Source organism: Pedobacter westerhofensis (genome assembly GCF_900182595.1).
In the GTDB taxonomy this organism is placed as follows: Bacteria; Bacteroidota; Bacteroidia; order Sphingobacteriales; family Sphingobacteriaceae; genus Pedobacter; species Pedobacter westerhofensis.
Genome location: NZ_FXTN01000011.1, coordinates 154,239 through 175,379, shown reverse-complemented (window position 1 = coordinate 175,379; position 21,141 = coordinate 154,239). Strand labels below are relative to the sequence as shown.

Annotated in this window: 15 protein-coding genes; 12 read left to right on the top strand and 3 right to left on the bottom strand. The window is 45.2% G+C overall.

From position 1 onward, the window contains the following. The gene (gene fabV, locus FN831_RS20755) at positions 1-1,200 is read left to right on the top strand and encodes an enoyl-ACP reductase FabV (RefSeq protein ID WP_142530109.1); all 1,200 of its coding nucleotides are present in this window, start codon (positions 1-3) and stop codon (positions 1,198-1,200) included. A 92-nt stretch (positions 1,201-1,292) separates the two neighbouring features. Here the strand turns inward: fabV and FN831_RS20750 are convergent, their stop codons facing one another. Then, positions 1,293-1,748 carry a ferritin-like domain-containing protein gene (locus FN831_RS20750; RefSeq protein WP_142530108.1) on the bottom strand — a complete coding sequence of 152 codons (456 nt, stop codon included), beginning with the start codon at positions 1,746-1,748 and terminating at the stop codon, positions 1,293-1,295. Between the two features lie 134 nt (positions 1,749-1,882). On the opposite strand from FN831_RS20750, the gene FN831_RS20745 reads away from it, so the two are divergent. The 3 genes from FN831_RS20745 (at position 1,883) to FN831_RS20735 (ending at position 5,181) form a co-directional block, all read left to right on the top strand. Further along, entirely contained in the window at positions 1,883-2,308 is a 426-nt protein-coding gene (locus FN831_RS20745; protein ID WP_221931373.1) for an organic hydroperoxide resistance protein, read from the top strand. Between the two features lie 381 nt (positions 2,309-2,689). Then, entirely contained in the window at positions 2,690-4,120 is a 1,431-nt protein-coding gene (gene dnaA, locus FN831_RS20740; protein ID WP_142530107.1) for a chromosomal replication initiator protein DnaA, read from the top strand. An 80-nt stretch (positions 4,121-4,200) separates the two neighbouring features. Then, entirely contained in the window at positions 4,201-5,181 is a 981-nt protein-coding gene (locus FN831_RS20735) for a 2-hydroxyacid dehydrogenase (protein ID WP_142530106.1), read from the top strand. A gap of 16 nt (positions 5,182-5,197) precedes the next feature. Here FN831_RS20735 and FN831_RS20730 read toward each other — a convergent pair whose 3' ends face one another. Next, complete coding sequence (locus FN831_RS20730; RefSeq protein ID WP_142530105.1) at positions 5,198-6,754, bottom strand: protein adenylyltransferase SelO; 1,557 nt, start codon at positions 6,752-6,754, stop codon at positions 5,198-5,200. A gap of 351 nt (positions 6,755-7,105) precedes the next feature. Here FN831_RS20730 and FN831_RS20725 point away from each other — a divergent pair, with 351 nt between their 5' ends. Beyond that, positions 7,106-7,705: an RNA polymerase sigma factor gene (locus tag FN831_RS20725; protein WP_221931372.1), complete on the top strand. Its 600-nt coding sequence runs from the start codon at positions 7,106-7,108 to the stop codon at positions 7,703-7,705. A 31-nt stretch (positions 7,706-7,736) separates the two neighbouring features. Here FN831_RS20725 and FN831_RS20720 read toward each other — a convergent pair whose 3' ends face one another. Beyond that, complete coding sequence (locus FN831_RS20720) at positions 7,737-9,596, bottom strand: alpha-L-fucosidase (protein WP_142530104.1); 1,860 nt, start codon at positions 9,594-9,596, stop codon at positions 7,737-7,739. Between the two features lie 197 nt (positions 9,597-9,793). Here FN831_RS20720 and FN831_RS20715 point away from each other — a divergent pair, with 197 nt between their 5' ends. The 7 genes from FN831_RS20715 (at position 9,794) to FN831_RS20685 (ending at position 21,139) form a co-directional block, all read left to right on the top strand. After that, entirely contained in the window at positions 9,794-10,042 is a 249-nt protein-coding gene (locus FN831_RS20715) for a hypothetical protein (protein WP_142530103.1), read from the top strand. Between the two features lie 99 nt (positions 10,043-10,141). Next, entirely contained in the window at positions 10,142-11,071 is a 930-nt protein-coding gene (locus FN831_RS20710; RefSeq protein WP_142530102.1) for a DUF6515 family protein, read from the top strand. A 223-nt stretch (positions 11,072-11,294) separates the two neighbouring features. Next, entirely contained in the window at positions 11,295-11,666 is a 372-nt protein-coding gene (locus FN831_RS20705; RefSeq protein ID WP_142530101.1) for a hypothetical protein, read from the top strand. 59 nt (positions 11,667-11,725) lie between these two features. Beyond that, positions 11,726-12,691: a Gfo/Idh/MocA family protein gene (locus FN831_RS20700; RefSeq protein WP_142530100.1), complete on the top strand. Its 966-nt coding sequence runs from the start codon at positions 11,726-11,728 to the stop codon at positions 12,689-12,691. A 76-nt stretch (positions 12,692-12,767) separates the two neighbouring features. Continuing rightward, complete coding sequence (locus FN831_RS20695; RefSeq protein ID WP_142530099.1) at positions 12,768-15,968, top strand: SusC/RagA family TonB-linked outer membrane protein; 3,201 nt, start codon at positions 12,768-12,770, stop codon at positions 15,966-15,968. Between the two features lie 11 nt (positions 15,969-15,979). Beyond that, positions 15,980-17,512 (top strand): RagB/SusD family nutrient uptake outer membrane protein, encoded by a 1,533-nt coding sequence (locus FN831_RS20690; RefSeq protein WP_142530098.1) that lies wholly within the window; start codon positions 15,980-15,982, stop codon positions 17,510-17,512. A 3-nt stretch (positions 17,513-17,515) separates the two neighbouring features. Then, on the top strand, positions 17,516-21,139 hold the full coding sequence (locus FN831_RS20685; protein ID WP_142530097.1) for a DUF4450 domain-containing protein: 3,624 nt from the start codon (positions 17,516-17,518) through the stop codon (positions 21,137-21,139). The last annotated feature ends 2 nt before the right edge of the window (positions 21,140-21,141 follow it).

Sequence of the window (21,141 nt, the reverse complement as noted above, 5' to 3'; positions counted from 1 at the left end):
ATGATTATTGCACCAAGAATACGTGGATTTATCTGCCTGACCGCCCACCCTCAGGGATGTGAGCAAAATATTGTCAATCAAATTAACCACGTTAAATCAAAAGGAGCTATCAATGGCCCCAAACGCGTGTTGGTTATTGGTTCATCCACAGGATTCGGACTAGCGTCAAGAATTACTGCCGCCTTTGGATCAGAAGCATCTACCGTAGGTGTATACTTTGAAAAACCTCCTGCGCCAGGCAAAACTGCTTCAGCAGGATGGTATAATACGGCGGCTTTCGAAGCTAAAGCACAGGAAGCAGGTCTATATGCAAAAAGTATCAATGGCGATGCATTTTCTGACGACATTAAACGGCAGGTAATTGACCTGATCAAAGCTGACCTGGGCCAGATTGACCTGGTGATCTACAGCCTTGCTTCCCCACGCCGGACTCATCCTAAAACAGGAGTTGTATATAACTCGGTTTTAAAACCGATCGGACAGGTTTTTACCAATAAAACGGTAGATTTTCATACAGGTTTAGTTTCGGATATATCCATCCAACCGGCAAATGAAGAAGAAATTGAAAATACTGTTGCCGTAATGGGCGGTGAAGACTGGGGATTCTGGATCGAAGATCTGAAAGCCGCAGGCGTACTTGCACAGGGTGCAACAACAGTTGCATATTCATATATCGGACCTGCAATTACTGAAGCTGTATACCGTAACGGTACCATTGGACGTGCAAAGGACGATCTGGAAGCAACTGCATTCAGCATCACGGAGAAACTGAAAGATTTGGACGGAAAGGCTTATGTTTCTGTAAACAAAGCCCTGGTTACACAGTCGAGCTCTGCAATTCCGGTGATCCCTTTATACATCTCATTACTTTACAAAGTGATGAAAGATGCCGGCCTGCATGAAGGCTGTATTGAACAGATGCAAAGGCTGTTTCAGGACAGGTTGTTCTCAGGCAAGGAAATTGCAACTGATGAAAAGGGAAGAATCCGCGTGGATGATTGGGAAATGCGTGAGGATGTACAGGCAGAGGTGGCGAAGTTATGGGAAGAGTCTGATACAGATACGCTTCCTCAGACCGGGGATCTTGCCGGATATAAGAAAGACTTCCTCAACTTGTTCGGTTTTGATGTAGCAGGTGTTGATTACGATGCCGAAACAGACGAAATGGTACAAATTCCGGGTTTGTCAAATAAAGCATAAATTCCTGCAGTAACATCGGGCAGTACCTGGCCTTTAACAAAGGAGCCGTATCAGTTTTTCTGATACGGCTCCTTTACTTTTGGGAATGCTGGTTAAGATTTGTGCTGAACCAATAAAGATTCAATCTCTTTCAGTGCTTCAAGCACACCTTCTCTTTGTCTTTTCAGCAGGTCGATATGGTCTGCATGGTCAGTATAGTCACTGATGTATTCGTCGTACTTATCCAGTGCCGCTTTTTCGCCTGTAACGATAGCCTCCAGAATAGCAGCATCTTCTTTACTGCTCAGCGCCTGTTTGATGTCTATCCAGGTACGGTGCAAAGCACCCAGGACACCTCCGCTTTCATTGTCTGCATCACCACCATGTGTTGCGATATGCGCTTTAAGTTCTGCCGCATATCCTGCACGCTGGGCAGCATACTTTAAAAATACGCCCTGCAGTTCAATTTTTTCTGTAGCTTCACTTGAAGATTCATATCCTTCTTTGCCGTCATTTACAATAGACAGCAGTTCTTTTAAATCGCTTATGATTTCTTTATTGGTTTCCATAGGTAGATGGGATTAGTTTAATTTTATACTTTCTATAACCGGAGCATTTGAAAATAGTTTTGGAATATTGCTGTCATAATCAAATCATAATGATTGTTATCAAAACATAAGTTTCTAATATATGTTCAAACATCATGGAAAAGATCGAGAAATTATATACTGCAGAAGCTTTAGCAACAGGCGGCAGAAACGGAAACGTTAAATCATCAGACGGCGTGCTGGACTTACAGGTGAGAACGCCAAAGGAACTTGGAGGCGGGGGCGGGGCATATACCAATCCGGAACAACTATTTGCCGCGGGTTACGCCGCTTGTTTTGACAGTGCTTTGAGCCTGGTGATCAGGACTGCAAAAGTTGAAACCGAAGAGACCACAGTGACTGCACAGGTAAGTATTGGCAAGACCGGCAGCGGCGGTTTTGGACTGTCCGTAAAACTACAGATTTCTATCCCGGGAGTAACTCCCGAAGTTGCTCAGTCGCTTGCCGAAAAAGCACATCAGGTTTGCCCGTATTCTAACGCTACCCGCGGTAATATCGAGGTAGAACTGGAGATCGTTTAACCTGCTTCCGCAATCTCCTCCATATTGGGGAGGGATGAATCTTACTATCCCGGGATTAGCTCTGTTGATGACAGACAGAGCTAATCCTTTCAGATAAATATATATAGATGTTATCTCAGCCATCCTTACCTTTTACCAGGTTCCCCGGATCTTTGATTGTATGTTTATACACATACTTTTAAACACTACTTTCCCGTTGTTTATAAGTTATTAACAGAAATTTTAAAATTCGTCATTGTATTGGTTTGCCTGTTAACGACTTACGAAATAGATGAAATTTAATCTTTTTTTGTTAGTAATTTTTTGGATCTTCGCCCTCCCAAAACGGCAGAATATTAGGCCGTGATTTAATCTGAAAACCTCTAGTTTATTAAAAGAAATATGGAAAAAACTTGTACTGAAGTATGGAATAACTGTCTCCAGATTATCAAGGATAATATCCCGGTCCAAAGTTTTAAAACCTGGTTCGAACCTATCTCTGCTTTAAAACTGGAAGGCAATGTATTAACCGTACAAGTGCCGAGTTTATTCTTTTACGAATGGCTGGAAGAACATTATGTTGGGCTGCTGCGCAAGACCGTTAAACAGCAGCTGGGCGAAGAAGGCCGTCTCGAATACAATATTGTGGTTGACCAGTCCTCTAACAGTGGCTCGCCCTATACCACAAGCATGCCCTCAAACGGTAACGGAGCTGCTTCCAAGATTCAGTCGATGCCGGTTCCTGTTTCTATCAATAAGGATATCAAAAACCCGTTTATCATTCCGGGCTTAAAAAAGCTGAATGTAGACCCCCAGCTCAATACAAATTACACGTTTGAGAGTTACGTTGAAGGTGACTGCAACCGTCTGGCGCGCTCTGCGGGCTTCGCTGTGGCCGCAAAACCCGGCGCAACATCATTCAATCCGCTGATGATATATGGTGCCGTAGGATTGGGGAAAACCCACCTGGCACAGGCAATTGGAAATGAGATCAGGCGCAGCCAGCCAGACAAACTGGTTATTTTTGTGTCATGCGAAAAATTCTGCCAGCAGTTTGTAGAGTCCTTAAAAAACAATACGATTAACGATTTTGTGAACTTTTATCAGGCCATGGATGTGATCATCATGGATGATGTACATAATTTTGCAGGAAAAGAGAAAACACAGGATATCTTTTTCCATATTTTTAACCACCTGCACCAGTCGGGCAAACAGATTATTATCACTTCTGATAAGCCGCCTAAAGATCTTTTGGGATTAGAGGAGCGTTTGCTCAGCCGTTTCAAATGGGGGCTTTCTGCAGATCTGCAGATTCCTGATCTGGAAACAAGAATCGCCATCCTGAGAAAAAAGATGTACGCTGACGGTATTGAACTTCCTGCAGAGGTAGTTGAGTACGTGGCAAATAATATCGACAATAACGTGCGTGAACTGGAGGGAGCCATGGTTTCCCTGCTTGCCCAGTCTACATTAAACAGAAAAGATATCGACCTTTCTCTGGCTAAGTCTATGCTGAAGAATTTTATTAAAAATACCACAAAGGAAATTTCAATGGATTACATCCAGAAACTGGTATGTGAATATTTTGAAGTTCCTGTTGATATGGTTAAATCCCCTACACGCAAACGCGAGATTGTTCAGGCACGCCAGATCTCCATGTATCTTTCTAAAAGCCTCACCAAGTCGTCCTTAAAGAGTATCGGTGCATTTTATGGTGGCAGGGACCACTCAACAGTAATCTATGCCTGCCAGACTGTTGAAGACCTGATTGATACCGACAAAAAATTTAAAGGATATGTAACAGATATCCAGAAAAAACTGAAACTCGGCTAAAATGATCTTCATCATCTGAATCACTGATCTTCTTCAGGTCTTTTTGGATTTTTAAAGTTTATCTTTAGAAAAATTCAAAGATGAAAGTCGCTATTTTTAGTACACAGTCTTACGACAGGGAATCTTTTAACAGGGTGAATGCCGATTTCGGGCATGATCTTTTGTTTCTGGAACCCGCTTTAAATGCTGCAACAGCAATACTGGCCGATGGCTGTAATGCGGTTTGCGTATTTGTAAACGATGTGGCAGACGCGGAAACCTTAAAAGCGCTGCGGCATCTGGGCATCTCAACCCTGGTTTTAAGGTGTGCGGGGTTTAACCAGGTTGACCTGCAGGCGGCAAAAGACTTACACATCAGTGTTTTCCGTGTATCGTCCTATTCGCCCGAAGCTGTTGCTGAACATGCGGTAGCGATGATCATGACGCTTAACCGTAAGACCCACAAAGCCTATAACAGGATCAGGGAGGGGAATTTTTCACTGGAACGCCTTACCGGTTTTAACCTGCATGGTAAAAAGGTGGGCCTCATTGGACTGGGGCAGATTGGCCTGGCCTTTGCGAAAATTATGCAGGGCTTTGGTACAGCGGTTTTTGCATACGACCCTATGCCAAAAGACGTTCCTTCCTATATTCAGCTCCAGGATTACGATACCCTGATTTCCACGGCCGACGTAATTTCCATTCACTGTCCTTTAAATGAGCATACAAAGCATATGGTCAATCATCAGAGCTTTGATAAAATGAAAGATGGGGTAATGCTGATCAATACCAGCAGGGGGGCAATACTGGACAGCAACGACGCAATTGAAGCTTTGAAACGCGGTAAACTGGGGTATCTTGGAATTGATGTTTACGAACAGGAAGACAAACTCTTTTTCAGGGACCTGTCAGAAAGCCTGATTGCTGATGAACAGATTCTGCGGCTGATGAGTTTTCCAAATGTGCTGATCACCGCACACCAGGGATTTTTCACTACGGAAGCGCTCACAGAGATTGCCGAGACCACCCTGCAGAACCTTACAGATGCCGAAAAGGGGAGCTTAAACCAGAACCAGCTGTAGCTAACTGCAGTTCTGATCAAGAACTGCAGGAAAGTGTAGAGCTGCCCGGCTGTGTAGCAGCCCATTCAGGCCGCAGTTTAAAGAATTCATCATGATCAGCTGAATATGGGGTTTTCATTGCCTCCTCAAGGTTATTGAAGAGAGTACTTTCTCCCTTTTCCATTTCCTGTATCGCCTGGTGCAGCAGATAGTTCCTGAGGATGAAACGAGGATTATTTAATTTCATCATTGATTTGGCGGCATCTTCTGTTATTTTGTTCTTCCCAAACCTGTTCTGATAGGTTTGCAGCATATGGCTTAACTTCTCCAGTGATGCGGTGTCCGGCTCCCGGTAAAATGAAGGACTGAAATGCTGCATTATACTTTCCGCGTTTTGTGGAGCTGCAGGAAGCGAGATCAGCAACTGGAAAAAGATGGTCATATCAGGTTTAATCCTGTCAAGCGTTTCTTCCAGGTCGTCAATCAGCTGGTGATCATCCTCCTGTACTTCATCAAGGCCCAGCTTTTTGCCCATCATAGCATAATATTTTTCCAGGTAGATAATTTTAAAGTCCTCCAGTGCGGCAGAAAGTTCTTCAGTATTTTCAAACAAAGGCGCTATGGCACTTGCCAGACAGCCCAGGTTCCAGTAAGCTACCGTATGCTGACGGCCAAATGCATACCTGCGTCCGGGCAGGTCGGTGGTATTTGGGGTAAAGCCCGGATCATAGTCATCGAGAAAAGAATATGGCCCGTAATCTATTGTAAGCCCGAGGACAGACATGTTGTCGGTATTCATTACACCGTGTACAAAGCCAACTCTCAGCCATTCTACAATCAGTGCGGCAGTCCTGTCCATCACTTCCTTAAACCAGGTGATCGTTTTATGCTCTCCGGTAATGTGGGGATAGAATTTTTCTATTGTCCAGTCTGTAAGTTTTTGTAATTGTGCAGTTTCCTGTCGTGCAGCCAGCATTTCAAAACTTCCGAAACGTAAAAAGCTTGGCGCACTGCGCATGACCACAGCGCCGGGCTCATAGGCTGTTCTGCCGTCATAAAACATATCGCGCAAAACCTGGTCGCCCGTAGCTACCAGTGCCAGCGCCCGGGTTGTGGGCACTCCCAGGTGGTGCATGGCCTCACTCATCAGGTATTCACGGATCGAGGAGCGCAGTACTGCACGGCCATCGCCCCTGCGGGAATAGGGGGTGGGGCCGGCACCTTTAAGCTGCAGTTCAAAACTTCCTTTAGCAGCTGAAGTCCATTCTCCAAGGGTAATTGCACGTCCGTCGCCCAGTTGACCTGCCCAGTTCCCAAACTGATGGCCGGCATAACAATTGGCATAGGGATACATGGTAGGAGTAACCAGATTTCCGCCCAGGATGCTGATGTCCTGTTCATTTGGTGCGCTTATCCCCAGTTCAGCGGCAAGCTCATCAGACCAGGCCAGTAATTCCGGTTGTTTAACCGGAGTAGGTATTGCTTTGCTGTAGAAAACGCCGGGAGTTTGTCTCGGCTGCAGGTCACCGCTATGGTCGCCTTCAAAGGTAGAGACAAATACTTTTTCAAAAGCCTTGGTACTTAAGTTATCCATACTGCGAAGATAAGTCCATTTTGCGGCCAAAGGGTTATTTTACTGTCAAATCGGATAAGCGTCTGCAATAACGCAAGATGTTTTCAACTGTTCCTTTTGTTCATGCTCCGCAGGGCCGGGAAATCCATCTGATTTTTCAGTGCTTTGAAAAAGATATTCTATTCTATCAATCCTGTTTCAACAAATAATCGCAAAAATTAATGTCCACAAAATACTTATCGTGCTGAAAATAAGCGTCTTCAGGTCTTATTCTCTGGAAGCGAAAAGTGAATGGAATGAACGGCAAATTCCTTTTGTAATCACATGTTTAGGGGCTAATTTTACTAGAGCTAATTTAATTAATACTTTAATATGATGATGCTAGCAGAACTTGAGACTATTCCCGAAACTACAGCGCATTTTGACAATCAGGATTGTCTTGATAGCCTGGAAGCTAAATTTGTTCGTGATCTTCAGGATCGCAATAACTTATCATTTAGAAGATTATATCATCTCTATGCTTCGCCACTGTTAGGAATTATCCTTAGGGTAGTGCCTGCACGGGAGATCGCAGAAGATATCCTTCAGGATTCCTTTGTGAAAATTTGGAAATCCATTGAAACGTTTGATCCTGAAAAGGGCAAACTCTTTACCTGGATGGCACGCCTGGCGCGTAATTCTGCAATCGATTATAAGAGGGGAAAGACTTTTTCCAAGAGCACCCGCAATGAGGATATTGACAGTGTCTTTTGCCAGGTTGATTCTTATCACTATGTGCCGGACAGGACAGACTCCATAGGAGTGAGGGAGCTGATGTGTGTACTTACAGCGTCGCAAAAGCAGATACTTGATCTGGTCTACTTTCATGGGTATACCCAGGCTGAAGTATCTGATGAGCTTCAAATCCCGCTAGGAACCGTTAAATCTAAGATCAGGCTCGCCGTAAAGGAACTCCGTGGTTACTTCGTGTAGCCTGATCTTAAATATATTATACTGTTATTACCTATTTATAAATTTCAATTTGTGCAGCATCCAGCTGTACTTTTCCGCCGTTGCCGGGAACAGCCTGTTTAGAGATCAGTCTGATATATCTCGCAGCCACTGGTTGCGGCAGGCTGATCCGCTGCAGGATAGGGTTGGCCGCGATATTGGAGAACTCGCCACTGCTGATGCTTTTCCATGCAGTGCCATCCTCACTGGTTAGCAGCTCATATTTCTGAATGGCACCTGCAGAAGATTTTTCCTGATCAGGCAGATAGCTGAGTGCAGAAAAAATCAGAGGATAACCCATGTCAATGGTGATAGAATTGTTATCATTTACAACCTTCCATGAGCTTTTATCAAATACATTATCGCTTTTAGCGGTACTTACTTCTTTAATTTTTGGGGCGAGATAAAGGCCGGCCTCACTCAGGGCAATACTTACCGGGGCATATACCCTGATGCGGATTTTAGCTGCAGTTTGCTCTTCTGCCAGTCGGATAATCCTGTTGGCACCGATGCTGGACGCTTTTGCGATATTGATCCACTGGTTATTTTGAAAGGCTTCTACCTCCACGCTGTCGATACGCTGACCGAGTTTAATGTTTTCACGGAGCTGTATGATAGAGAAACGGACAGGCTGTTTAAAGGACAGGTTTACTGTTGCCTGGTGAACGTTATCATCTGTTGCCCAGTAGCTGTAGCGGTCTGCATCTGTCAGATTTGCTGTGCCATATGCTTTTTGTTGTTTACCACGTACATTACTTACACTGAAAATTGCCTGTTTCGCCAGATTAACTGCAAATACCTCTTTCAGATATTTACCAAATGCCGCCAGCGCTGCCACATCATTGGGATGCAGGATACCCTCTGCTGTTGGCGAAAGGCCAAGGTCAAGTGCTCCGCCGCGGCCTACAGAGTTACAGTAGATATTGAACAGTTGCGCTGTAGTTTTTAACTGGTTGTCTTGCTCAGGATGATAAAACCAGCCCGGTCTTAGCGCTACGTCACCTTCAAAAGGAATCCATTTTTCTCCGCCCCTGGTACCGCTGCCAAGATTGTAATCGTCCATATATCCCGGCATAGGTGTATGTCCGTCCTTGCCTTTAATAGTGATGGTAGACCAGCTTGTTTCAGGCGCAAGCCCTTTTTCATTTCCCACCCATCTTACATCCAGGCCGATATCACTAAATATGGAAGCATTTGGCTGAAGTTTCCTGGTAATGGCCCAGGTGTTCATCCAGTCGTAATAATTAGACTGGTCAACCTTTCTTTTTTCGTTCTTTCCGCCGTAAAACCCGTCGCCGCCATTGGCGCCATCATGCCAGCTCATGAACAGATCGCCATAATTGCTATACAGTTCGGTGATTTGCTGACGGTAAACTTTTACATATTCCGGAGTTCCGTAAGTGGTATTGCTTCTGTCCCATGGAGAGCAGTAGATCCCGAATTTCATCCCTTCCTGCTGTGCAGCGAGCTGGAACTCTTTCACCATATCTCCTTTGCCGTTTTTCCATGGGCTTTCGCTGATATTGTATTTTGATGTTTTTGTAGGCCATAGTGCAAAGCCGTCATGATGCTTGGCAACATATACGATCCCTTTAAAACCTCCCGATTTTGCCGCAGCAACAATCTGGTCTGCGTTAAATTTAGCAGGATTAAAAATTGAAGGATCGGCATCTCCGTAGCCCCACTCTTTATTCTGGAACGTGGTGGGTGTAAAATGAATAATGCAATACATTTCCGTTTCCTGCCATTTCAGCTGTCTTGCGCTTGGCAATGCCCCATAAGCTGCGGGAGCTGAAACCTGTGCGTACGTGGCAACAGCTGAAACAAGCATTGCGGGTACCAATAATAGATTAGTCCTTGTAAATAAGTTCATTTTAAGATTTATAGTGTTAACGCTCCGAAAGTACAATTCATTTTTTTATTTCCATTAAAATAGTAGATAAAAACCGCTTCAGGGTTTTATAATTGCCCATGCAGATTAATGATGCCCTGGAGACCATACTGCAGATTTAACAGGGGAATTAAAACTTATTCTCGCTGAAGTTGTTAAAACAATTCAAATATATCCTTATGAAAAATAGCAAATCACTGATTACGCTGGCCCTGGCGGCAATGTTTTTTATCGCCTGCAGCGGAAATAATAAAGAAAAGTCTAGCGCTGACTCTTCCGCAACTACTGGTGTTACAGACAGTGCTGCAGGAGATACAACCTTAAGTGCGGACAGCAGTGTAAAACCTGCAGACAGTACACATTCATTCAGGAACGACCGGGGTACTGACAGCGTAAGCGCAGGGAAATCAGTTCCTGCAAAACCTTAGCCCGGATTATCATTTATTTGTCAGCTTTCTGCGAATATCCTGAACATGAATAATCCTTTTCATTTGTAGATTGTCATATAGGCACAAATGAAATTTATTATGAAAACTCTAAGGTTTAAATCGGTAATTATCCTGGCAGGTCTGCTGATCATCAGCGGATTTTCTACAGAAAGTGTTTTGGCACAAGGCCGTGGTGGTCGCGGCGGCGGAGGTGGTGGCGGTTCCCGTGGCGGCGGCGGCGGCGCACATATCAGCAGCGGCGGCGGATCACGTGGTGGTGCCAGTTCTTTCGGCGGATCAAGGGGTAATACCAGTGCGTACAGCGGATCACGGGGCGGTGGGGCTTCAGCATTTCGTGGTAACGGAGTACGTGGAAACTCAGCAATCAGGGGTGGCGGTGCTTTCCGTGGCGGAAACAGAGGCTTTGGCGGTTCAAGGGTATATGCCGGCAGAGGTGGCCGCGGCGGATTTTACGGCGGATCACGCTTTGGTGTTCATGGATATTACGGACACGGTTTTGGCAGGCCATATTATGGATACTATAATTACTACAGGCCATATTTAGGTTTTAGCCTTAGTATTTTACCTTTTGGATATTATCCTTTCTTTTATGGTGATGCGCAGTACTACTATTCAAGCGGTCTGTATTACAGACAATATGATAATGAATATAAAGTTGTTGTACCTCCTGTAGGTGCAGAAGTGCCAAACCTGCCGGAAGATGCGCAGGAAGTAACAATCAACGGCCAAACCTATTATGAATATAAAGGAGTTTATTACAGCCCTGTTGAAAAAGCCGATGGTAAAACCGCCTATATTATTTCAGGTAAAGACGGTGTTTTAAACACTGAAAACGGAGATATCAATGCAGGAAACGGTGCCAGGCTTGGCGATGTAGTTGATCAGCTGCCTGAAAATACAAGAGAAGTAACGGTAAGAGGTGAAAAATTGTATGTATCTGAAGATGGTGTTTACTATGAAGCGGTACAGGACGGTGATAAGATCACTTACAAAGTTGTAGGGATCTAGTCAGATCTTCTTAAAGATCAAAAAGTGTTAAGATACTGATGCCTTTTGCTGCTGAAACGCAGTAAAGACATCAGTATCTTAACACTTTTTTTTGTCTGCCAATATTCATAATTAGTTGTGGGATGATAATAGTTCTATTTAGTTAACTAATTAATTTTTATGTGTGGTTTTTCTTGTTGATACTGAAACTTAGTCGTACTTTTGATTAACAAAGCCGATAGATATGAAACCACTAAAACAAAGAGTCACAGAATTGGAAAAATCAATGAGTCTGCTGGTGCATCATATGCAGGATATAAATCACAGCATCGCAACAGGATTTGAAAAGCTTGAAAAAAATTTCAGCATTATTGACGGTAATTTTAGCATTATTCAAAGGAACTTTAGCATTATCGAAGACAAATTTAACACTGTTAATGGCAAAATCGATTCCCTGCGAGGAAACTCAACTGTGACTATGGAAATCGTGGAGAATAAACTGGACGATCTGAAAGCAGAAATAATCAAGATTAATGATGTGACAGGATATTCAGAGATGACAGCTAACAATTCAAATTTAAAAATAGTGAAAGCATCTTCGATCTCAAAAGACTAAAGCCTTATATGGCTTTCTGACAAAAAAAATCTATATTATTCCGGTTTTAAAATAAGGATATGATCAACTGGGGAATAATCGGATGCGGGGATGTAACAGAGGTAAAGAGCGGACCGGCTTTTAATAAAGTAACGGGCAGCAGGCTGGTAGCAGTAATGCGACGGGACGCTGTCAAGGCAGAAGACTATGCCAGGCGGCATCAGGTTCCCAAATGGTACAACGATGCTGATGAACTGATGAATGATCCTGAAATCAATGCCATCTATATCGCTACACCACCCGCATTTCATTTATCTTATGCCATTGCTGCATTGAAGAAGGGCCTGCATGTATATGTAGAGAAACCTGTAACTTTAAATGCAACAGAAGCCGTAGAACTGGCTAAGGCAGTAAAAGAAAGCAGTGCCCGTTTAGTGGTGGCACATTACCGCCGTGCTGTTCCTTTATTCCTGAGGATCAAAGAACTGATTGATACCGGCATTATCGGTGAGATCAGGACGGTGCAGATCAGGATGTGGCAATCCGCTCATCCGGCACTGATTGCGGATACCGAAAATAACTGGCGCCTGCAGCCCGGTCTTTCCGGAGGAGGTTACTTTCATGACCTGGCACCACACCAGGTAGACCTGCTGCTGTTTTATTTCGGAAAGCCCGAGAAGTATCAGGGCTATGCACTCAATCAATCCGGTTTGAGCCAGGCAGACGATCATGTTTGCGGGCAGATTGTTTTTCGTAATCATGTGGTAGTGAACGGATCCTGGTGTTTTAGCGTAGGAGAGGGGCAGCAGGAAGACCTCTGTGAGATCATCGGAACAGCAGGCAGCATAAAATTCGCCTTTTTCGGGAAATATGTAACCTGGAAAACCACTGAGGAAGAAATAACAGAAACATTTGTTCATCCGCAGCATATCGAACAGCCGATGATTTCACAGGCAGTGAATTACTTTAATGCCCTGCAGGACAATCCATGTTCTATAGAAGAAGCAACAGGCACAATGGAAATCATGGACGGATTTATCAAATAGGGGGCAGGACACTACAGGTTGCGAGTGCTAAACATTAAAATTAGTTTTAGCACACCAAATAATAAACCAGTGTCCTATGTCCAAAAAACTACTTTTTAGCTCTATTTCTGGCAAAAAATTATTTATCCTCTTTCTCTTTTCTCTTTTTAGTATAAGCACGCTGTTCGCACAGGAGAGTGTTAACGTTACAGGAAAAGTAACTGATGAAAAGGGACTCGCTATGCCAGCTGTTTCTATCAAAATTAAAGGTACCACACAAGGCGTGTCTACCGATGCAAATGGTATTTATGCCATCAAAACTACGATCGGGTCAACCCTCGTATTCCAGTACCTGAGTTATAACGCCCAGGAAGTTGTTGTCAGCAAGGCTGGCATGATCAATATCAAACTTGTTGAATCCAATACCAAACTTGAAGAAGTTGTGGTGGTTGGTTACGGTACGCAGAAGAAAGGCAACGTAACAGGCGCCATCGCTACATTTAAGGCCGACAAGCTCGACGAACGTCCGATCCTCAGAGTGGATCAGGCACTGGTAGGGCAGATGGCCGGTGTTTCTGTCAAACAAACCAGCGGAACGCCCGGGAAAGCTTTCAGCATCCAGGTAAGGGGTACAGGATCTATTTCTGCAGGGAATGAACCCCTGTATGTACTTGATGGTTTCCCTCTTGCATCGGCAAGCCCTAACGGATCAGGAAACTTTGCCACAGGAAACCCGCTGGATAACATCAATCCAAACGATATTGAATCTATACAGGTTTTAAAAGATGCCTCGGCATCAGCGATCTACGGATCAAGGGCCGCAAATGGTGTTGTCCTCATTACCACAAAGAGGGGTAAAAGCGGCAAACCAACAATTACATTAAATACCTATGCAGGTACAGTTGAGCGCAGTAAAAAACTCGACATGTTAAACGGTGCGGAGTGGATCGACAGGGCTACTGAAATGATCAATGCCCAGTGGGTAGCTTCGGGAACCGGCAGAACGGCCAGCCAGACTACCGATCAGCGACGCGCGATCTTAGGCCTTGCGCCGGGTGCCTTTAACGTTACCTATATGCTCGACGACCGATGGACGCAGCCGGGTTACGGCGGACTGAACGTGGTAGACTGGCAGGATGAGATCTTCAGAACAGGGATAACACAAAATTATCAGCTGGGTGCCAGCGGCGCCACAGAAACTGTAAATTATTATGTTTCAGGTAACTACGTGAAGCAGCAGGGTATGGTTGTAGGAATGGACTATGAGTCGTATTCTGCAAGGGCAAATGTAGAGATCAAGGCAAATGACAAATTAAAGTTTGGCGTTAATCTGGCACCAACTTATTCTGTGACCAATGATCCGGGAGTAGAAGGAAAAGACAATATCCTGCATCAGGCCTTGTCTATGTCGCCCATTCAGCAGGACCTGCCAGGAAATGTAAACGTGTTTAACAATACCCAGTATATCTGGTCTGTAACAACAAATGATCCATTGGCCAAACTCAACAACACTATCGGGATGACTAAAAAATTCCGTACGCTGGGAACAGTATTCGGAGAATATAAAATTCTTGACGGCCTTACGTTTAAGACTACTGTCAACCTTGATAACACAGACAACACCTCAAAAAGTTATACGCCCTATACTGTAACAGGTTCCCTGAGCACAAGGACAACTTCACCAAATGTTGGTACATCCGGTTCTTACGGGGGCTACCGCAAACGTACTTTTGTAAATGAGAACACTTTATCATATGTAAAAACATTCCATGAAAAACATGACTTTTCAGTTTTAGTAGGACAGGCATACAACTCCGACAAACTTGAAAATGTATCGCTATCATCAGTAGGCGGATTTGGAGTCGGCGGTATCACCACGCTGGGAAGTGCATCTGTCGTGAATGGCAGCACAAGTGAGGCCATGAATGTACTGCTTTCTTATTTTGGAAGGTTACAGTACAGCTTTGATCAAAAATATTTGTTCTCTGCCAGTATCAGGAGAGATGGTTCATCCCGTTTCGGTATCAATAATCAGTACGGAGTTTTCCCTTCGGTATCTGCCGGATGGAACATTGCCAAAGAAAACTTTTTGAAAGACAGCAAGAAAATCAGTGAATTGAAACTGAGAGTAAGTTACGGTGAATCCGGCAACTATAATATTGGTGATTACAGCAGCCGTGCGCTTCTTGGAAGCAGTAACTACACTTTTAATGGTGTGCCCGCTTATGGGCAGGCACTTATTGGTGTAGCTAACCCTAATCTGAGCTGGGAAAAGTCTAAAACTACAGACATTGGCCTGGATATGGGATTCTTCCAGAACCGGATCACAGCATCTGTAGACTATTACAATAAACTCAATACAGACTTACTGCTGAATGTGCCTATCCCGGAAGTAACAGGGTTTGGAACGCAGCTGAGCAATACAGGCAGCGTGAGAAATAAAGGCCTTGAATTTGAAGTAAGCACCAGGAATTTAACCGGCAGCTTCCAGTGGAATACCTCATTAAATGCAAGTCATAACTCCAATAAAGTGGTGTCGCTGGCAGCAGGACAGTCGCAAATCCTGATCCCTTCGAGCTTTGATGTATCGCACAGTATCTTAAAAGTGGGCGAGCCGATGTATGCAATCTATGCTGTACGTCAGCTGGGCATTCTTTCACAGCAGGATATCGATAATAAAGCAGCACTTTTTGGAACACAGACAGTAGGTGACCCTAAATACAAGGACGCAAATGGTGACGGGGTGATTGACGCTAACGACCGCGAGATTGTAGGTAAACCCAACCCTGACTGGACTTATGGTGTAACCAACACTTTTCGTTATAAAGGATTTGACCTGACGGTACTTGTACAGGGACAGACAGGTGGCTCTATCTACTCACTGCTTGGACGTGCCCTGGGAAGAACAGGACAGGGTGTACCTGATAATGCGCTGGGATTTTTCAGGGACCGCTGGCGTTCACCTGATAATCCGGGAGCAGGTGAAGTTGGAAAAGCCTACTCTACGTTCGGACGTATCATCAATACAGACTGGTTGTATTCTTCAAATTATGTGCGGGTCCGCAATATCACTTTGGGTTATGACCTGGGCAAACAGTTTAAAAGCAAGGCGGTTAAAGGTGCAAGGATCTATGTGACGGCAGAAAATTACTTTGGGCACGATAGCTACAAAGGTGGTTTTAACCCGGAAGCGAGCAACACCAACCTGAGCGGAAGTGATACCTTCCCTGAAGCAGGAGATTACGGCGGACTTCCTTTGCCAAAATCATTAATCCTGGGACTGAACTTTACATTTTAACGAAAGAAATCATGAAGAAATTAATATATATACTACTGGCTGGTACTGCACTGATCACTTCCTGCAAGAAATCTCTTGATCAGCAGCCGATATCAAATAATACAACTGATACTTACTTTGCCGCACCAAATGACTTTTTACAGGGTATCAATGCCGTGTACAACGACCTGCGGACCTATCCCGACAGACTGCTGAATTTATCGGAAACGCGTTCCGATAATTTATATGCTGTATCAGAAGGGGGAGTACGCGACTGGGAAGGCATCAACAGCTTTTTCAGGACTATCGCTTCAAATCCATATGTGGAAGAAGCCTGGCTGAAAGATTTTAACGGTATTTCAAGAGCGAACACGCTGCTGGATCAGTTGACGAAAAACGGCGCAGCAGTTATTCCTGATGCAGCGCTCAGAAGCAGGTACGAGGCGGAAGCAAAATTCCTGAGGGCTTTTTACTATTTCGACCTGGTAAGGCTTTTCGGAAAGGTTCCTGTGTTTGATCATCCTGTACTGACCGATGAAGCTTTGACTATTCCAAGAAGCCCTGTGGCAGATGTATATAAACTGATTATTTCTGATCTTCAGTTCGCCTCAGATAACCTGCCGCTGGCTACAGCATATGCTGCCGCTGATAAGGGAAGAGCCTCAAAACATGCGGCCAAATCATTGCTGGCATTGGTATACATGACACGTTCTGGCCCAACATACAGTATTGATGGGCCTGGCCTGGGCTTGGATGAATGGAGCCTCGCGGCAGCCCAGCTGAATGACGTGATCAGCAGCGGACAGTATGCTTTCCTTACCAATACAGGAACAGCCACAACTGCCTACAGCAGTATCTTTGCTTATACCAATGAAAATAATAAAGAAGTAGTTTTTGATGTGGAGTATGCTACAGGATCTAATCCGCAGCTGGGTGCTACATTTCCATGGTTACTGGTTCCGGACGGTTATTTCCAGTCGCTGGGACAGCCTAATCAGGGCGGTTTGGAAATCAGGCCGATATCAAACAATCTGCTGGCTTCTTATGAAGCAGGTGATGTTCGTAAAGCATTTACCATTCAGGCGGGTTATGTTATTCCTAAAGGTGTAACTGAAATCAGATCTTTTTATAAGAAATATATTGATATCACCAAGGTGCCGGCCTCAAGAACAGACTGGCCGATCAATTTCATCGTGCTTCGCTACACGGATATCCTGCTGCTTAAAGCAGAATGCGTACTGCATGGTGCTGCGGGTTCGCAGACTACAGATGTAGATGCTGTGGTAAATAATGTGCGCATCAGGGCCGGACTTGCAGGCAACAGGGTGAATGTGACACTTCCGCAGTTAATGGAAGAACGCAGAAAAGAATTTGCCGCTGAAGGCTCACGCTGGAACGACCTGGTACGGAGCGGACTGGTTACTACTGTTATGCCTGCATGGATTGCGGCAGACGATGTGAGAAAACAGATTCAGCCATTTACAAATAATTATGTAATCTATCCCGTGCCTCAGAGTCAGCTGGACGTGAAAACGGGTTTATATACTCAGAATAACGGATATTAAAACATGGGCTTCCAACAGGGAAAACTGTTAGGCCAATTCCTGACCGCATTGCTCTTGTGTGGCTGTACTGCAGCGGCACAAGAGCTCTACCCGGTTATGCTTAAGCAACAGCCCTGGCATGGTGAAGAACGTTCGCTGCGCTACCACCCTGAAGGTGCGGATTTCGTGATCCGCAACGGCAGCCGGAGGTTTAACCGCGCCATTTATGGGAGCCACACCGCATTTCGCGTTGAGGCAGGCGACCTGCCGGAATTTGCACTGTACATGCCCGGAATGGGCGGAAACCTTCAGATTGGATTGTCCCGCGGTACAAAGAGCCTCTGGCTGATCAAAGCGCAGGATATTATTGCAAGGTACACCCCCGGAAAAATGAGTTATGTTGTCCATGACCCTTTATTGGGGAAAGCTGCATTGCACGTGGTTGTTCTCGCCTTGGCCGATGCCGAAGGGTTGATTTTAAAAGCCTGGATAGATGGGCCGGTAAAAGATCTTCAGCTGGTCTACGCATTTGGAGGGGCAAGCGGCAAAAAGTTCAGCCGTTCCGGCGATATGGGACCGGATCCCGAATCAAGTTTCTACCTGAAGCCTGAAGATTGTACTGGCAACCAGTACAGTCTGAATGCAGGCGCTTTCAATTTAAAATATGCTAAGGCCTCGGCTTTATCCGGGGTTTTCCCCGCAAAATTAAAACTTTCAGATGCAGGGCAGTTGGGCAGCCCTTCCTTATTTCAGCAAAGCGATGCTGTCACACAACCTGCAGTCAGCAGTACCAAAACCCTCACAGCAGGAGAAGAGCAGTATGTACTGATCAGGGAAGGATCATCATCACCAAAATATAACAGTCTTGCCGCCCTATTTGATGCTTCGGAAGCATCCAGGGAGAAAATTGCAGGGCGCATCAAAATCAATACGCCAGACCCATACATCAATACCATTGGTGCCGCCATCAGCATTGCATCTGATGCGATCTGGGAAGAACCTTCCTATATGCACGGTGCCGTAGGCTGGAGAATGCGGCTGAATGGCTGGCGCGGTCCATATACGGCAGATCCGCTGGGATGGCATGACCGCGCAAAAACACACTTTCGGGCATATGCAAAATCCCAGGTTTTATCTCCTCTATCCGGACCGGTAATCCCGGACACGGCTTTCCATCTGGCCCGGCATCAGGAGAAAATGGGAACATCCATGTTCAGTTCCGGTTATATCAGCCGTGATCCCGATGGTAAATCTATCCGCCCGCATCATTATGATATGAACCTCGTTTATATAGATGAGCTGCTCTGGCATTTCAACTGGACGGGAGACCTGAAATTCGCAAAGGAAATGTGGCCGGTAATCCAGCGCCATCTTGCCTGGGAAAAGCGCAATTTCGATCCTGATAATGATGGATTATATGATGCCTACGCCGTAATATGGGCTAGTGATGCGCTGTATTACAGCGGTGGTGCAGTTACCCATTCATCAGCCTATAATTACAGGGCCAATGTCATGGCTGCAAGAATTGCGGCACTGATAGGAGAATCGCCCCGGCCTTATCAAACTGAAGCCTCAAAAATATTAAAGGCCATGAACACCAGCCTCTGGCTGCCAGGCTCCGGTGTATTTGCAGAATATAAGGATGCACTGGGGCTAAAACAGGTACATCCTTCGGCAGCATTATGGACGGTATATCACAGTATCGACTCAAACGTTCCTGATGCTTTCCAGGCCTACCAGAGCTTACGCTACGTTGACGAATCCATTCCTCATATTCCGGTAAATGCAAAAGGTTTGGACAAGGGGCAGTACTATACTTTATCTACCACCAGCTGGATGCCCTATACCTGGTCGCTCAATAATGTGGTGATGGCCGAATCGATGCATACCGCCCTGGCCAACTGGCAGGCCGGCAGAAATGAAGAAGGATTTAAACTTTTTAAGAGTGAACTGCTGGCAGATATGTACCTGGGCGGAAGCCCCGGTAATTTTGTGCAGATCTCTCATTATGATGCTGTGAGGGGCGAAGCCTACCGTGATTTTGCAGATCCTGTCGGCATCTCTTCAAGGGCACTGGTAGAAGGTTTATTTGGTATTGTGCCCGATGCGCTGGATCACAGCCTGGTGATCAGTCCTGGTTTTCCTGCAGCATGGGACCACGCTTCGATCAGCACTCCGGATATCTTCTTTAGTTTTAAGAGAAAGGGAAAAACAGAGCAGTATACCATCATGCCCGAATTTGGGAAAGCAATGACTGTCAAATTACGGGTAAAAGCGCTGGCACAGTCTGTCAGCAGCCTGAAATTAAATGGATCCAGGATAGACTGGCAAGTTATGCCTGCTGCCATTGGCATGCCGGTAATTGAAATCAAAATCCCTGCCAATACGGTCAAGAAAATATCGTTAGAAATTGTATGGAAGGGCGAAGCTTTTAAAACATTGGCGGTCAGGAAACAATATGCCATTGGCGATCGGCTTCAGCTGGATGCAGGTGCAAATATCTCAGTTACCGGTGTAAATGATCCGCAGAAAATGCTCTCTGACGTAAAGTTTAAAGGCTCATCTTTTACTGCCAGGCTCGGCGGTGCAAGGGGCAGCAAAACAGCTTTTATCCAGCTTAAAATGAATGGCCTTAGCTGGTGGTACCCCCTCTGTTTTGAGCTGCTGCAGCCCGTGTCTTTTGTTCCGGCAGTTGTGCAGGAAAAAAACAAGCTGTTATTTGCTGCAGTTAATCACAGGGGAACAGCGGTTAAAGGGTTTTTAAAAGTAAATGGCTTTGAAAAAGAAATAGTTCTTCCTTCAAACGAACCTGTACAGATTAGTATTAGCGAAAGATTTGTGAGAACAGGGACAAATACAGTGAGCTTTGTAAGCGGAAATGAAGAAGTGTTCAGCGATCAGCTGATCAACTGGAATGTAGATCATAAGGATATACACCAGCGGTCTGTAGACCTGTCTTCTTATTTTAACGCAGGCGTCACGCAAATTTTTAAAAACAAATACTTATCGCCGCGCCCGCAGGAGGGCCCGACACTGCAAATACCATGGCAGGGAATCGGCGACTGGCCGCATTCGCTGGAAAATCCTGATATTGATGATACAGGCTTGCGTAAACTGGCCGGTAGTGCCAACCAGATCAGCCTGCCGCAGGGCATTCAATTCAGAACACCCGGAAACATGGATTCGTTGAATATCCTCTTTAGCTCCCGCTGGGATAATTACCCCGCAGAAAAGGAAATCCCGCTGTCGGGTAAAGCAGGCCATGCGTATTTACTGATGGCAGGATCTACAAATCCGATGCAAAGCCAGTTTGATAATGGTAAAGTTATTATTACGTATACCGATGGCTCTTCATCAGTGCTGATATTGCGTAACCCTGAAAGCTGGTGGCCAATTCAGGAAGATTATTATACTGATGATTTTGCATTCGGTCTTAAACAGCCGAGGCCGCCGAGGATTCATCTGAAGACAGGTTTGACAGAGAGCGGGCTAAAAAGAAGAGCAGCAGATCAGCAGGCAATACCGGGCGGTGCGGCAACAGTGCTTGACCTGCCCCTTGATCAAACAAAAGATTTAAAAAGCCTGCGGCTGGTTACCCTCGCCAATGATGTAGTGATCGGACTGATGGGGCTTACCTTAACGTTATAATT